The sequence below is a fragment of the Streptomyces sp. NPDC052043 genome, assembly GCF_044548235.1.
Classification (GTDB): Bacteria; Actinomycetota; Actinomycetes; order Streptomycetales; family Streptomycetaceae; genus Streptomyces.
Map to the genome: position 1 here is coordinate 361,586 of NZ_JBIUBT010000005.1, position 12,689 is coordinate 374,274.

The 12,689-nt window shown below is 70.2% G+C and carries 13 protein-coding genes; 6 read left to right on the forward strand and 7 right to left on the reverse strand.

Going from position 1 to position 12,689, the window contains the following annotated elements; genetic code table 11:
- Window positions 1–7: 7 nt before the first annotated feature.
- The 3 genes from ACIHCX_RS15910 to ACIHCX_RS15920 are packed head-to-tail and all read left to right on the forward strand — an operon-like array spanning window position 8 to window position 2,098.
- Window positions 8–922, forward strand: coding sequence for a carbohydrate ABC transporter permease (locus ACIHCX_RS15910; RefSeq protein WP_400029657.1), 915 nt, complete (start codon window positions 8–10; stop codon window positions 920–922).
- The gene (locus ACIHCX_RS15915) at window positions 919–1,842 is read left to right on the forward strand and encodes a carbohydrate ABC transporter permease (RefSeq protein WP_400029659.1); all 924 of its coding nucleotides are present in this window, start codon (window positions 919–921) and stop codon (window positions 1,840–1,842) included. The genes ACIHCX_RS15910 and ACIHCX_RS15915 overlap by 4 nt, the downstream gene beginning before the upstream one ends.
- 58 nt (window positions 1,843–1,900) lie before the next feature.
- A complete protein-coding gene (locus ACIHCX_RS15920; protein ID WP_400029661.1) occupies window positions 1,901–2,098 on the forward strand; it encodes a hypothetical protein in 198 nt (65 codons plus the stop codon).
- 141 nt (window positions 2,099–2,239) lie between these two features.
- Here ACIHCX_RS15920 and ACIHCX_RS15925 read toward each other — a convergent pair whose 3' ends face one another.
- The 4 genes from ACIHCX_RS15925 to ACIHCX_RS15940 all read right to left on the reverse strand — a co-directional run bounded on the left by ACIHCX_RS15925 (window position 2,240) and on the right by ACIHCX_RS15940 (window position 5,983).
- Window positions 2,240–2,473 (reverse strand): hypothetical protein, encoded by a 234-nt coding sequence (locus tag ACIHCX_RS15925; protein ID WP_400029663.1) that lies wholly within the window; start codon window positions 2,471–2,473, stop codon window positions 2,240–2,242.
- A gap of 67 nt (window positions 2,474–2,540) precedes the next feature.
- Window positions 2,541–2,930 carry a hypothetical protein gene (locus tag ACIHCX_RS15930; protein WP_400029665.1) on the reverse strand — a complete coding sequence of 130 codons (390 nt, stop codon included), beginning with the start codon at window positions 2,928–2,930 and terminating at the stop codon, window positions 2,541–2,543.
- A 336-nt stretch (window positions 2,931–3,266) separates the two neighbouring features.
- Window positions 3,267–3,890 (reverse strand): histidine phosphatase family protein, encoded by a 624-nt coding sequence (locus ACIHCX_RS15935; protein WP_400029667.1) that lies wholly within the window; start codon window positions 3,888–3,890, stop codon window positions 3,267–3,269.
- 128 nt (window positions 3,891–4,018) lie between these two features.
- A complete protein-coding gene (locus tag ACIHCX_RS15940) occupies window positions 4,019–5,983 on the reverse strand; it encodes a S9 family peptidase (protein ID WP_400029669.1) in 1,965 nt (654 codons plus the stop codon).
- A gap of 270 nt (window positions 5,984–6,253) precedes the next feature.
- Between ACIHCX_RS15940 and ACIHCX_RS15945 the strand changes: the two genes are divergently transcribed.
- Complete coding sequence (locus ACIHCX_RS15945) at window positions 6,254–7,294, forward strand: NUDIX domain-containing protein (protein ID WP_400029671.1); 1,041 nt, start codon at window positions 6,254–6,256, stop codon at window positions 7,292–7,294.
- Between the two features lie 57 nt (window positions 7,295–7,351).
- Here ACIHCX_RS15945 and ACIHCX_RS15950 read toward each other — a convergent pair whose 3' ends face one another.
- Both ACIHCX_RS15950 and ACIHCX_RS15955 read right to left on the reverse strand, forming a co-directional pair.
- On the reverse strand, window positions 7,352–8,404 hold the full coding sequence (locus ACIHCX_RS15950; RefSeq protein ID WP_400029673.1) for a protein kinase family protein: 1,053 nt from the start codon (window positions 8,402–8,404) through the stop codon (window positions 7,352–7,354).
- Between the two features lie 136 nt (window positions 8,405–8,540).
- Complete coding sequence (locus ACIHCX_RS15955; RefSeq protein WP_400029675.1) at window positions 8,541–9,896, reverse strand: dipeptidase; 1,356 nt, start codon at window positions 9,894–9,896, stop codon at window positions 8,541–8,543.
- 215 nt (window positions 9,897–10,111) lie between these two features.
- Here ACIHCX_RS15955 and ACIHCX_RS15960 point away from each other — a divergent pair, with 215 nt between their 5' ends.
- Complete coding sequence (locus ACIHCX_RS15960) at window positions 10,112–11,365, forward strand: geranylgeranyl reductase family protein (protein ID WP_400029677.1); 1,254 nt, start codon at window positions 10,112–10,114, stop codon at window positions 11,363–11,365.
- On the opposite strand, the gene ACIHCX_RS15965 is transcribed toward ACIHCX_RS15960, so the two are convergent.
- Window positions 11,355–11,804 (reverse strand): nitroreductase family deazaflavin-dependent oxidoreductase, encoded by a 450-nt coding sequence (locus ACIHCX_RS15965; RefSeq protein ID WP_400029679.1) that lies wholly within the window; start codon window positions 11,802–11,804, stop codon window positions 11,355–11,357. The genes ACIHCX_RS15960 and ACIHCX_RS15965 overlap by 11 nt on opposite strands.
- A 144-nt stretch (window positions 11,805–11,948) precedes the next feature.
- On the opposite strand from ACIHCX_RS15965, the gene ACIHCX_RS15970 reads away from it, so the two are divergent.
- A complete protein-coding gene (locus tag ACIHCX_RS15970; RefSeq protein ID WP_400029681.1) occupies window positions 11,949–12,638 on the forward strand; it encodes a TetR/AcrR family transcriptional regulator in 690 nt (229 codons plus the stop codon).
- Window positions 12,639–12,689 lie beyond the last annotated feature (51 nt).

The following is a 12,689-nucleotide window of genomic DNA, read 5'->3' on the forward strand; positions in this document are numbered from 1 at the left end:
CTCTTCCGTGGCGCTCACCTCCCCGCGGCGCGCCGGACGGCCACGGCTGCGCCGGTTCACCCGCCGTGACCTCGCCGTCCTCGGCGTGCTGCTCGGCATACCGGTGCTGCTCGACGTCGCCATCGTCTGGGGGCCGACGCTGGCCTCCGTCGGACTGTCCTTCACCTCCTGGGACGGCATCGGGGACATCCACTGGGCCGGCGGCGAGAACTACCGGAACCTCGCGGAGAACTACCCGCCGTTCTGGCCCGCGGTCCGCCACAACATCCTGTGGCTGCTCTTCCTTGGACTGATCGCGACACCGTTCGGGCTGTTCCTGGCCGTCCTCATCGACCGGGGGGTCCGCTTCAGCCGCTTCTACCAGTCCGTGCTCTACCTGCCGGTGGTGCTCTCGCTGGCCATCGTCGGCTTCATGGCCCAACTGCTGCTGGGCACCGACCAGGGCGCGATCAACACCCTCCTCGGCAACCGCACCGACCCCATCGACTGGCTCGGCGACTCCCACCTCAACATCTGGATGATGATGATCGCGGCGAGCTGGCGGCACGTCGGCTACGTCATGATCCTCTACCTGGCCGGCCTGAAGTCCGTCGACCTGGCGCTGAAGGAGGCGGCGGCGATCGACGGGGCGAACGAACGCCAGACGTTCTTCCGCGTGGTCCTGCCGACCCTGCGCCCGGTGAACGTCGTCGTCGGCGTCATCACCGTCATCGAGGCGCTGCGCGCCTTCGACATCGTCTACGCGGTCAACAAGGGCCGCAACGGCCTGGAACTGCTGTCGGTGCTGATCACCGACAACATCATCGGCGAGGCGAGCCGCATCGGCTTCGGCTCCGCCATCGCCGTGGTCCTGCTCACCGTGTCCCTGGGGTGCATCGTGACGTTCCTGGTCCAAGAGCTGCGAGGTGCGCGCGACCGATGACGGCAGACATCCGCGGCACCGTGCCCGCACACCGCGCGGCGCCGGCACCCGCACCGCCCGCGGCACCCCGGCGGCGGGGCCGCTGGGGCGTGCAGATCTTCCTGTCGGCGGTGTCGCTGGTGTTCGTCGCGCCGCTGCTGCTCGCCGTCTACGCCTCACTGCGCCCCTATCAGGACACGGCGCAGCACGGCTACTTCTCCTGGCCCAGGCATCTGTCCTTCGGGTACTACCGCCAGGCCTACACCGAGTCCGGCATGGGCAGGTACTTCGCCAACACGCTGATCATCGCGGTGCCCGCGGTGATCGTCACGCTGTTCCTGGCGGCGTTCGTGGCGTTCGCGGTCTCGCGCCTGAAACTGCGCGGCGGCCTCGTCCTGCTGGTCTTCTTCACGGCGGGCAACCTGCTCCCGCAGCAGGTGATCGTCACACCGCTCTACGTCCTGTTCAACAGGATCCCGTTGCCGTGGTGGATGTCCGACTCGCTGACCATGTACGACTCCTACTGGGCCGTCATCATCGTCAACATCGGCTTCCAGCTGGGCTTCTGCGTCTTCGTCCTGGCCAACTTCATGCGCACGCTGCCCCAGGAGATCCTGGAGGCGGCGATCGTCGACGGCGCGGGCGTGTGGACGCAGTTCTGGCGCATCACCCTGCCGCTGTGCCGCCCGGCCCTCGCCGCCCTGGCGACCCTCGAGTTCACCTGGGTCTACAACGACTTCCTGTGGGCCCTGATCTTCATCTCCGACCCCGACAAGCTCCCGATCACCTCCTCCCTGAACAACCTCCGCGGGCAGTTTTTTACCGACTACAACCTGCTGGCGGCCGGATCGGTCCTGGTGGCCCTTCCGACGATCCTGGTCTTCCTGCTCCTGCAACGCCACTTCATCGCGGGGCTGACGCTGGGTTCGACGAAGGGGTGAGCCCTCCCCCCGGGTGCACGAGCGTGACCTCGGAGCGGTCGGCGCAGTTGAACCGAGCATGAAGAAGCGCAGCATGCTCGCCCTCGCCTCCCTGGCCACCGGATTCGTCGTCGCCGCCGTCAGCCCGTCGCACGCCGTCGACCACGACGGGCTCGGCGATCGGAACGTGAAGGACATCGTGGGCACCGTCGACCAGGTCGTCGGTCAGGAAGGCCACGCCGCGGACGACGACACGTCCGGGCACCACCACGGCTGACCCCCACCGGCCGAGAACGGCGCCGGCGCCGTCCTGTGACGTACTGGTACTGACAGGCCCACAAGCGAACGCCCCCGACTGGGAGTCATGGTCGGGGGCGATGGACGTTCGGCGGGTTGGTGCTCTCGTCGTGGTTCGTTGTTACTGCCCTTCGTCGGGCGGTTTGGCTCGGTCGTCGATGACTACGCGGACGGGTTCGGCCTCGATCGTCTGATCCGGATTGCGGGTGATCTCCTCCACGGTTTCAGTGAGGCGCTTGTGGAGGTGTCCGGCGACGAGGAACGCCCACGTGTCACGGTGGGCCCGGAGGTTGGCGTAGGAGATGCCCGCGGCTGCGCGGAGCGTGACGAGGTTTGGGGGCTCTTCGATTGCCACGGCCGGCTGGCGTGCTTCGGGTTGAGGGTGTTCGGTCGCTGATGGTTCGACTGGTGACAGCGGGCGGTCAGGCGTCAGGGTTGACTTCGGAGTGCGTGAACCGCACGGGCTTGCCCAGCGACCGGGCGTAGGCGATTTCCGCTCGGGTGCTGTCTCCGATGTAGTCGCCGACTACGAGCACCTCATCAGCGAGCCGGATCTTCGCCCGGTGCAGATCGTCGAGTCGAACCTTCAGCGCCTCGGCCTCGACAGGATCGGACCAAAGTTCGTGCGGCGACTTCATGTCACAGCCCGGTTTGACGACAATCTTTCCGGCTTTGGTCTCCCGCAGATCGGCCTCGTTCATCTCGGTCATGAAGCGGGCGGGGCCGCAGATCGCGACGATACACGGGAGGCTCAACAGCTTCTTCGCGTCGGCGAGCTTCTCCTCGGGGGTGAGCAGTTGCGGGTATGACACTGGTGCCTCCTGGTGGTGTGGTCCAAAGGGTGCCTGCGGAGACGAGAACGAGGGTGTCCAAGATCGTTTTGTGACGAACGACGTGGACACCCTCGCGACAGCACTCTATGCGACGACCGACGACATCATGGCTCCGTCATGCCCGTGCCCACCTGCGCCACCTCTTCCCCTACCTGTCCCAGCAGCCCAGCTACAAGTAGCGGCTGCGCAAGGCCGCCGGTCTGATGCGAAGCGTCCACCGGATCCTGGCCACCACCACCTCGGTGTGGAGCGACGACGCATGGGTGGTGGACTCCACCCCATCTGGTGACTGCGGATTGATGAGGGTCGCCGCCCTCAGACGTGGAGGTCGGGAGGGAAGCCGGTCCAGCGAAGGTTGGCGGGCAGGTGACCCGTGTCGTTGAAGACAAGCACGGATGGAGGTCGGCCGGGCGCATAGCGGATGACGGTCAGCGCGGCATTGGCGTGGTTGATGCCCATCCAGCGCCACTCCGGGGCGTCGAGGGCGGCGCGGACGAGCCAACCGATGAGGAAGTTGTGCGTGACGACGAGTTCGTGGCGCGGCTCGTCACCGACGACAGGTCCGGTGAACTGCGCGAGAGCCGCCCGGGCCAGTTCTGGCCCTTGTTCGCGCTCCTCGGCTGGGAACTGGGCCAGGTGACCGAGCATGGCATCGGCCGATTCCGACGGCAGCTCCTCGCGCTGCGGCATATAGGGGATGTAGTCGCCAGCCAGTTCGGACGGCCGCACGGGAACGCCGTCGAGCTGCTCGCAGACCAGCTGCGCCGTCTGCTCCGCGCGCGCGAGCGGGCCGTGGTGGATTGCCGTGAGAGGTGCCTCACGAAGCCGCTCCCCGAGCAGGACGGCTTGGCGGCGGCCGGTGTCCGCCAACTTGCTCTCGTCCTCGGACGCCTCACCGTGCCGGGTGAGGTAAAGGTAGCGGGCAGCTGTTGCCGTCATGGGCGAGTCCTTTGTACAGGTCTGCGTGGTGACTGATGGGCCGGCCGCCCTTGTGGCCCTTCTTCTTCCGGTTGGCAGAAGGAGAATCCGCAGATTGATCACGCCTTGGTACATGCCCCGGCTCGGGCCTATAGCCAGCGGTTGTACCAGGCGCGGATTCGCCGAAGGGCGTCGAGTTGGTGGGCGCGCTCGGCGAGCCCGTGGCCCTCGCGAGGATAGACGACGAACTCGTGCTCGACCCCGAAGTGGCGCAGGGCACGATGGAAGTGGATCGCCTGGCCGAGCGGAACATTGGTGTCCTCTTCGCCGTGCAGGATCAGCACCGGGGTGCGGATCCTGGAGGCGTAGGAGATTGGACTGTGCCGGTCGTGAACGTGTGGTCCCGGGTGCTCCCATCCGGTGCTGCCGCCGAGCGCCGCGTCGAGGATCCCCCAGTCGCCAGTCCCGGCCTGCATGCCCCAGTCGCTGATGCCCGCACCCATCATGGCGGCCTTGAACCTGTCCGTACGGCCTATCGCCCAGGCCGCGATAAAGCCCCCGTGGCTCCATCCGGAGATTCCCAGACGCTCGGGGTCGGCGACTCCCTGTGCCACCAGCAGGTCGATTCCGCTGAGAATGTCGGTCCACTCATCGCCGCCGACCGCGCCCGCGACCATGGCGGCAAACTCGTGGCCGTGCCCCGAGCCGCCTCGGGGGTTGGGCAAGAAGACCGCGTACCCGGCGGTCGCCAGCCACTGGCCGCAATCGACCGCGTTGAGGGCGAATTCGTCGGCGTAGCGGGAGTAAGGGCCACCATGGACCATGGTGACGAGCGGAAACGGACCGTTGTCCCGAGTCCGGCCGGCCGGCAGGATCAGTAGGCCGTCCAACTGGACTCCGTCGGAGGCCTGGTAGCTGAGGCGCTCCTGGACCCCCCAGCGGATCCTGCGCAGTTCTGGCCTGGTGTCGCTGAGCCGGACCAGTGGCCCGCCCGTGGGTCCCGCATGGACGTTCTTGGGCTCGTACGCCGTGCTCGCCAGCAGGGCGACGGTTTCCCCGGAGCGACTCGCGGTGAGCCCGGCGAGCATGCCGGGGGCGGAGGACAACTGGTGGAACCGCAGGGACTCCGGGTGGAGCTGGTACAGCGCGGTATCCAGCCCGTCGGCGAACAGCGCGAGTGGGGGCCCGTCCGCGACCTGCACCAGCTCGGCCGGGCTGACGGACATGCCGACGGTGAGGTTGCGCTGTTCGACGGCCGGGCCGTTCGCCGGAGGGACGGTGTCGATCACGGCGAGCCCGCCGACCAGGTGCGCAGGGGTCACTGCCAGGTGGGCCAGATGCCACACGCCGTTGTCGTTCCACCAGGCCGGGGACTGAGCCTCGATCCCGACCGGACCCAGGTCGTGGACGCCGGCCGAGCCCGGGTCGACCAAATGCAGTTCCGCCGTCACGACGCCGGGGTCGAGCTCAGGGGTGGACCAGCTCAGCACGGCCAGCGGGCCGCCGTCCGGACGCTGGGCCAGCTCGACCACATGCCGGTCACCGAGGCCGTCCACGGTGCGGAGCACGCCGGTCTCCAGGTCGAGCAGGCGTAGCCGGGTGGCGGGAAGGTGCCGGCCCCAGACCTTGGCGTCGTCGCGCTCGGCTTCCCGGCGTTCGTCCTCGGCGGCGGGTTCGTCCTCGGCGAGCAGAGCGACAGTGCGGCCGTCGAAGAGCGGGCAGTAGTCGGAGATGCCGCCGCGCCAACTGGTCAAGGCCTCGGCCTTGGCGATGTCCTCGCTGCCCTCCAGGCGGATCCACTGGAGTTGGGCGGTGCCCTGCTCCTCGCGGTCGGAGGTGAAGAAGAGAGAGGCCGAGTCCGGCGCCCACTTCGGGGCGAGGTCGCGGGCCGTGCCGTTGGTCAGCCTGCGCGGGGCTGTGCTGCCGTCGGCTGCGGTGACCCAGATGGACCCGTGCGGACGCCCGCCCCTTCCGCCGTTCGCGACCACTCCGTGGGCGACCAGGCGGCCGTCCGGCGAGATGGCCGGTGCCACGGCGGCGGCAACGTCCACCACCAGTTCGGCGGTGAGCGGGTCGGTCGGTTCGGGAGTCGGCTGCGGTGCGGGGTGCGGCATGCAGACTGCCTTTCGCTCGTCAGTACGGCAAGCGGACATCCTGTCGCACTATCGGGGCGGTGTCAGTCCTCAACTCGGCGGGGTGGAGGGCGTCTGCCGCGAGGTGACGGTCTCGATGGAGGAGCGGAACGTGGAGTATCTGCGGGGCGTCCGGGAGAAGGAAGTAGAGGGGGCGGGCCTCTGGGTGGCGTCATTTCCCATGCCTCTCCCAGATGATCTACTGTCCGACGCTCCGCCGCTGTTCAGCGGCCTACCCGTCCTGGAGTATCAATGATCGTCTGGATCAACGGCGCTTTCGGTGCGGGGAAGACGACCACCGCGCGGGAACTGATCGAGCTGATCCCGAACAGTACGCTCTTCGACCCCGAGGTCATCGGCGGTGCGCTGACGTATCTGCTGCCGCCCAAACACCTTGCCGAGGTCGGCGACCACCAGGATCTGCCGATCTGGCGGCGGATGGTGATCGACACGGCGGCCGCGATGCTCGCCGAGTTGGGCGGAACCCTCGTGGTGCCCATGACCCTGCTGCGCCAGGAGTACCGCGACGAGATCTTCGGCGGGCTCGCCGCCCGCCGCATCCCCGTGCGGCACGTCCTCCTGGCCCCGGCCGAAACGATCCTGCGGGAGCGGATAGCCCGTCGGGAGGTCCCGCCCGACCTGCCCGACGGCGAGATACGCGTCCGCCAGTGGTCCTACGACCACATCGAGCCCTACCGGACCGCCCTGGCCTCCTGGCTCACCGCCGACGCGTACCCGGTCGACACCAGCGCCCTCACCCCGCGCGAGACGGCCGTCCGCATCGTCGAGGCCGTCGGCAGCGGCGCCGTGCCCGTCTGCGACATCGTGCAGACCCCGGAGCCCACGGCCGAGACCGTCGCCTCCGGAGTGCTCCTGTTCGACGAACGGGACCGCGTGCTGCTCGTCGACCCCACCTACAAGCCCGGCTGGGAGTTCCCCGGCGGCGTCGTCGAACCCGGTGAGGCCCCGGCTCGCGCGGGTATCCGCGAGGTCGCCGAGGAGACGGGGGTACGGCTGGACGAGGTGCCCCGGCTGCTGGTCGTCGACTGGGAGCCGCCGGCGCCGCCCGCGTTCGGCGGTCTGCGCTTCCTCTTCGACGGCGGCCGGCTCGACTCCGCGGCGGCCCGGCGCCTGCTGCTGCCCGGCCCGGAGCTGCGCGACTGCCGCTTCGTCACCGAGCAGGAGGCCGCCGACCTGCTCCCACCCGTCCGCTACGCCCGCCTGTGCTGGGCGCTACGGGCCCGCGAGCGCGGCGCGGCGGTGTACCTGGAGGCGGGCGTACCGGTCGGCTGACGCCCGGCAGGCCCCGCGGGCCTTCCCGACGCATGACTGCCGTCCGGTGGCCCGCCGCTACGCGCGGAGCGTGGAGCTGCTGTAGGCCCCTTCCAGCATGTCGTGCGGGTACGGGGTCAGGCGGCTCTCCGTGCGCAGGCGGTCGTGGAAGTCGTTCAGCCGTACGGCGAGCGGGGCGTGACGGACCAGCAGCGCGGCCGCCGCCGGCGGGATGCCGTCGGGTCGATCGCCTTCGGCGCAGGCCCGGACGAAGGCACGGCGCTCCTCGAGTTCGTACCCGTACAGCATGACCACCAGCCAGTTCACCAGGTGGGTGACGGTGTAGGCGCGGTCGTAGCCGCGGTGCCGGGCGAGGAACGCGCGCTCCTGCGACGTGAGCCGGAACCGGTGGCTCAGGGAGAGACCGAAGTCCGTCAGGTACACCTGTGTGCCGTCGGTGAGGATGTTCCCGAAATGCAGGTCCAGGTGCAGCATGCGCTGCTCGTGGAGGAAGCCGGTGACGGTCTCCAGGGCGCGTACGACGAAGTCGCACGCGCGGTCCACCTCGTCGGTGGCCAGCCGGGCGCGGAACCAGTCGTCGAGGGTGCAGGGCACGTACTCCAGGAACAGGGTCAGGCTCGCGGTGGCCGTGCGCAGGGCCTCCAGGCGGTCCCGCACCTGCGATATGCCGCCCCAGTAGGCGACGCTCCCCTCCACGTCCGCCAGTTCGTCCGGCAGCGGCCCGGGCGCATCGGGCAGCACCCGCCAGTGGTGGAGCAGCGGAAAGCCCGGGAAGCGGCCGGACAGCACCCAGTTCGTCGTCATCCGGTGCACGGCGAGCTCCCGCCAGGCCCCGAGCCCCGGGGTGCCGATACCGTAGTGGAAGTACGGCGGCAGCTCGAACAGGTTCGCGGTGGATTGCCGGTGATCGGGGTGCAGTTCGAGGTCGGTCAGGCGTACGTGCTTGACGAAGACCGGCCGGCCGTCCACCTCGACGAGCGTGGACCGGCCGCCGATCCCGGTGCCGAACGGCTTGCCCTCGGCGACGAGCCGAGCCAGTTCCCGGTCGCTGAGCATCGAGAGCGAGGTGGCGATGTCGGTATGGGCGGGGATGCGCTCCGAGAGGATCATGCCCCCATCTTCCGGCGGACGCCCGGTGTTCATCCGCCGAATCACGAAGCCCAGCGCCCCCAGTGTGTCCGTCACAGGGCCAGGGGAGGGCCCCGCCGTGAAGCGAGGGCCCTCCGCCGCGGGCAGGGCGGGTCGCTCAGCCCGCCGCGTAGTTGCGCAGGAACAGGGCCTCCGTGACCGACAGACGCTCCAGTTCCTCGGGGGAGACGCTCTCGTTCAGGGCGTGGATCTGCGCCTCCGGCTCGCTCAGGCCGATCAGCAGGATCTCGGCCTGCGGGTAGAGCGCGGCGAGGGTGTTGCACAGCGGGATGGAGCCGCCCTGACCGGCGTACTGCATGTCCTCGCCGGGGTAGGCGACCGCCATCGCGTCGGCCATCGCCCGGTAGGCCGGGCTGGTGGTGTCGGCGCGGAAGGCCTGGCCCTGGCCGATCTGCTCGGTGCGCACCCGGGCGCCCCACGGCGTACGGGCCTCCAGGTGGGCCTGGAGCAGCTTGGTCGCCTCGCCCGCGTCGACGCCCGGCGGCACCCGCAGGCTGACCAGGGCGCGGGCGCCGGCCTGCACGGACGGGGTGGCGCCGACGACCGGCGGGCAGTCGATGCCGAGCACGGTGACGGCCGGACGGGCCCAGATGCGGTCGGCCACCGTGCCGGAGCCGATCAGCTCCACGCCGTCCAGCACCTTGGCGTCCGTGCGGAACTGCTCCTCCTCGTAGGCCAGGCCGTCCCAGACGGATTCGTTGGCCAGTCCGTCGACGGTCGTCGAGCCGTCCTCGGCGCGCAGCGAGTCCAGCACACGGATGAGCGCGGCCAGCGCGTCCGGGGCGGCACCGCCGAACTGGCCGGAGTGCAGGTTGCCTTCGAGCGTGTCGACCTGGATCCGGATCAGGGTCATGCCGCGCAGGGTGCTGGTGACGGTCGGCAGCCCGACCCGGAAGTTGCCGGTGTCACCGATCACGATGGTGTCGGCCGTCAGCAGTTCGGGGTGCTCCTCGGCGTAGCGCTCCAGGCCGCCGGTGCCCTGCTCCTCGGAGCCCTCGACGATCACCTTGACGTTGACCGGGACGCCGCCGGCGGCCTTCAGGGCGCGCAGGGCGAGCAGGTGCATGATGACGCCGCCCTTGCAGTCGGCGGCACCGCGCCCGTACCAGCGGCCGTCACGCTCGGTCAGCTCGAAGGGCGGGCTGGTCCAGCCGGCCTCGTCCAGCGGCGGCTGCACGTCGTAGTGGGCGTAGAGCAGGACCGTCTTCGCGCCCTGCGGTCCGGGCAGGTAGCCGTACACCGACTGGGTGCCGTCCGGGGTGTCGAGCAGCGCCACGTCCGTGAAGCCCTCGGCGCGCAGCGCGTCGGCGATCCAGTTCGCGGCGCCCTCGCTCTCGCTCTTCGGGAACTGGTCGAAGTCCGCCACCGACTGGAAGGCCACCAGCTCCGCGAGTTCCGCGCGCGCCCCGGGCATGAGGGAGGCGACGGTCGCGGCGACCGGATTCGACGACATGGGCACGCTCCTTGTAGGTGCGACGGCGCACTCGTGGGTACCTGGGGGATACTTCCGAGCGCTTCTGTATTCCGGATGATCGTGTCAGCGTAGACGCGACCCTGTGCACGGGGCACGTACGCTGCTGATCCTCCCACAGCGGCCCACTGCCGAGGCGGCCGTAGGATGCGGGAGACAGCAGCGGCAGGCGGCTTGATCGGGAGCGGTAGACCATCGTGAGCAGCGAGAACTCTTCGGCGGACGACGTGCGGCGGGTGTGGGACGTCGTCGTGGTGGGCGCGGGACCCGCGGGGGCCTCGGCCGCCTACGCGGCGGCGGTCGCGGGGCGGCGCGTGCTGTTGCTGGAGAAGGCGGAGCTGCCCCGCTACAAGACGTGCGGCGGCGGGATCATCGGCCCCTCGCGCGACTCGCTGCCGCCCGGCTTCGAGCTCCCGCTGAAGGACCGTGTGCACGCGGTGACCTTCTCGCACAACGGCCGCTTCACCCGCACCCGCCGCTCCAAGCAGACGCTGTTCGGGCTGATCAACCGGCCCGAGTTCGACCAGCAGTTGGTCGAGCACGCGCAGAAGGCGGGCGCCGAGCTGCGGACCGGCGCCGCGGTCTCGCGGGTCGAGCAGCACGGTTCGGCGGTCCCGGACCGGCGTACGGTCGCCGTGGTGCTCCAGGGCGGTGAGACGGTGCTCGCCCGCGCGGTGGTCGGCGCCGACGGCAGCGCCAGCCGCATAGGAGCCCATGTCGGGGTGAAGATGGACCAGGTGGACCTCGGCCTGGAGGCGGAGATCCCGGTGCCCGAGACCGTCGCCGAGGACTGGCGCGGGCGGGTGCTCATCGACTGGGGACCGATGCCCGGCAGTTACGGCTGGGTCTTCCCCAAGGCGGACACGCTGACCGTCGGGGTGATCTCGGCGCGCGGCGAAGGCGCCGCCACCAAGCGGTACTTGGAGGACTTCATCGCCCGGCTGGGCCTGGCCGGCTTCGAACCGAGCATCTCCTCCGGCCATCTGACGCGCTGTCGCGCGGAGGACTCGCCGCTCTCGCGCGGACGGGTGCTGGTGTGCGGGGACGCGGCCGGACTCCTGGAGCCGTGGACGCGTGAGGGCATCTCCTTCGCGCTCAGGTCCGGGCGGCTCGCGGGGGAGTGGGCGGTGCGCGTCGCCGAGGCGCACGACGCGGTGGACGCCCGGCGCCAGGCCCTGAACTACGCCTTCGCGATCAAGGCGGGACTGGGCGTGGAGATGGGCGTCGGCAAGCGGATGCTCTCGGTGTTCGCGCGTCGGCCGGGGGTCTTCCACGCCGTCCTGACCGGCTTCCGGCCCGCCTGGAAGGCGTTCAAGGACATCACCCGGGGCGCGACCTCGCTCGGTGAGCTCGTCCGCACCCACCCCATGGCCCACCGCGCCCTGACCGCGCTGGACCGGCGGCCGACCCCGCCCGCCGCCGAGGACGCCGAGGACACGGTCAGTTCGTGACCGTGATGCGGAAGACCGGGTGGTCGGGGGCGATGCGGCGCAGCTCGGCATCGGAGGAGCCGGGGCCGACGCCGTTGAAGAAGACCCCGACCTCGGCCTTCCACCGCTTGAGGTAGGCGCGCAGGAGCGGCGCCTTGTCGTCGTCGGAGACCTCGGTGGCCGTGAAGGTGTCCACCCGCCGGCCCAGGTGGAGTTCGCCGCCGCCCGCCGCCCGCATGTTGTGCGTCCACTGGACATGCCCGCGCGGGGCGACCAGGTACTGCTGTCCGTCGACGGTCAGCAGGTTCACGGGGGTGGTGCGCCACTCGCCGCTCTTACGGCCGCGGACCGCCAGGACGCGGGAGCCCCAGACGCTGATGCCGCGGCGGGTCACCCAGGCCACGGCGCGGTTGAAGACGTTGACGGTGAACCAGCCGGGCTTCTGCACGTGTGCGGACATGACTTCCTCCGGGACCTGCTCTGGAAGCGGAAAGTGTGAGCAGTGCTCTCGCTCGACACCAGTGTGGGGCAGATCGGTGATCCAGGGCAAGAGCAGTGCTCTCTTTTGTGTTCACTGCTCCGGAAAAGTGGAAGACTCGTTCTCATGAGCACCGCACAGGGAGCCCGTGCCCGGGCCAGGACGGAGATCACCGCGGCGATCAAGGACGAGGCCCGCAGGCAGCTCGCGGCCGAGGGTGCCGCGAGACTCTCGCTGCGGGCCGTGGCCCGCGCACTCGGCATGGTCTCCTCCGCCCTGTACCGGTACTTCCCGAGCCGTGACGACCTGCTGACCGCCCTCATCATCGACGCCTACGACTCCGTGGGCGAGGCCGCGGAGGCCGCGAACGCGGACGCGTCCGGCGCCGAGCCCCTGGCGCGCTGGACCGCCGTGTGCGAGGCGGTGCGCGCCTGGGCGCTCGCCCACCCGCACGAGTACGCCCTCATCTACGGCTCCCCCGTGCCCGGCTACACCGCCCCGATGACGACCGTCCCGGCCGCGGCCCGTGTCGGTCTGGTCCTCATCGGCATCGTGCGCGACGCCCACGAGCGGTACGGGCTGACCGTGCCGCCGCTTGCCGCCGAGGTGCGCGGCGAGGCCGAGCGGATCACCGCGGACCTGGCGCCCGGACTGCCGCCCGAGGCGGGGGCCGCTCTCGTCGCCGCGTGGGCGCAGCTCTTCGGGCTGGTCGGATTCGAGCTGTTCGGGCAGTTCAACCGGCTGGTGGAGGACCGCGAGCCGTTCTTCAGGCACACGGTGGTCCAGCTCGCGCACGGGATCGGCCTGCGGGCCTGACCGCCGCCGTGACCGGCCGCGCACCCGCGTACTCGCGCACCCGCGTACTCC

Excerpts from the sequence above, each read along its gene's own strand:
- ACIHCX_RS15955 (WP_400029675.1), bottom strand. The coding sequence starts at position 9,896 with ATGTCGTCGAATCCGGTCGCCGCGACCGTCGCCTCCCTCATGCCCGGG.
- ACIHCX_RS15950 (WP_400029673.1), bottom strand. The coding sequence starts at position 8,404 with ATGATCCTCTCGGAGCGCATCCCCGCCCATACCGACATCGCCACCTCG.
- ACIHCX_RS15920 (WP_400029661.1), top strand. The coding sequence starts at position 1,901 with ATGAAGAAGCGCAGCATGCTCGCCCTCGCCTCCCTGGCCACCGGATTC.
- ACIHCX_RS15915 (WP_400029659.1), top strand. The coding sequence starts at position 919 with ATGACGGCAGACATCCGCGGCACCGTGCCCGCACACCGCGCGGCGCCG.
- ACIHCX_RS15965 (WP_400029679.1), bottom strand. The coding sequence starts at position 11,804 with ATGTCCGCACACGTGCAGAAGCCCGGCTGGTTCACCGTCAACGTCTTC.
- ACIHCX_RS15945 (WP_400029671.1), top strand. The coding sequence starts at position 6,254 with ATGATCGTCTGGATCAACGGCGCTTTCGGTGCGGGGAAGACGACCACC.
- ACIHCX_RS15970 (WP_400029681.1), top strand. The coding sequence starts at position 11,949 with ATGAGCACCGCACAGGGAGCCCGTGCCCGGGCCAGGACGGAGATCACC.
- ACIHCX_RS15935 (WP_400029667.1), bottom strand. The coding sequence starts at position 3,890 with ATGACGGCAACAGCTGCCCGCTACCTTTACCTCACCCGGCACGGTGAG.
- ACIHCX_RS15940 (WP_400029669.1), bottom strand. The coding sequence starts at position 5,983 with ATGCCGCACCCCGCACCGCAGCCGACTCCCGAACCGACCGACCCGCTC.